We start from the raw sequence: 487 nt of genomic DNA on the forward strand, positions 1-487 counted from the left end.
GTTGCCGGTCTCGCGTTCGCCGGCGGTGTCTTCGCCGGCCCGATCGCCGCCCACGCCAACCCGGCCGTGGATGCCAAGCCCGCCGCCGTGGCCGTCCAGGCGTCGAAGCCGCAGGGCGACCAGTCCCACATCACCTTGAACGACGAGCAGACCGCCAACGTCAAGGCGATCATCGCCGCCACGAAGAAGGCGGGCCTGCCCGAGCGGGCCGCGGTCATCTCCATCGCCACCAGCCTGCAGGAGTCGAAGCTGGAGAACCTGGGCCACCTCGGCGACATCAACGACCACGACTCGCTGGGCCTGTTCCAGCAGCGCCCGAGCTCGGGTTGGGGCACTCCGGAACAGATCACCAACCCGGAGTACTCGACGACCGCGTTCCTGAAGGGCCTCAAGCAGGTCGACGGCTGGCAGGACATGCCCCTGACCCAGGCCGCGCAGACCGTCCAGGTCTCCGCCTACCCGGACGCCTACGCCCAGTGGGAGCAGC

At 69.6% G+C, this 487-nt stretch carries 1 protein-coding gene; it reads left to right on the top strand.

From position 1 onward, the window contains the following. Positions 1-487, top strand: a 487-nt coding sequence (locus KBX71_RS33410; protein ID WP_210821672.1) for a hypothetical protein, incomplete at both ends; no start/stop codon positions are given.

Source organism: Micromonospora sp. D93, assembly GCF_018070365.1.
In the GTDB taxonomy this organism is placed as follows: Bacteria; Actinomycetota; Actinomycetes; order Mycobacteriales; family Micromonosporaceae; genus Micromonospora; species Micromonospora ureilytica.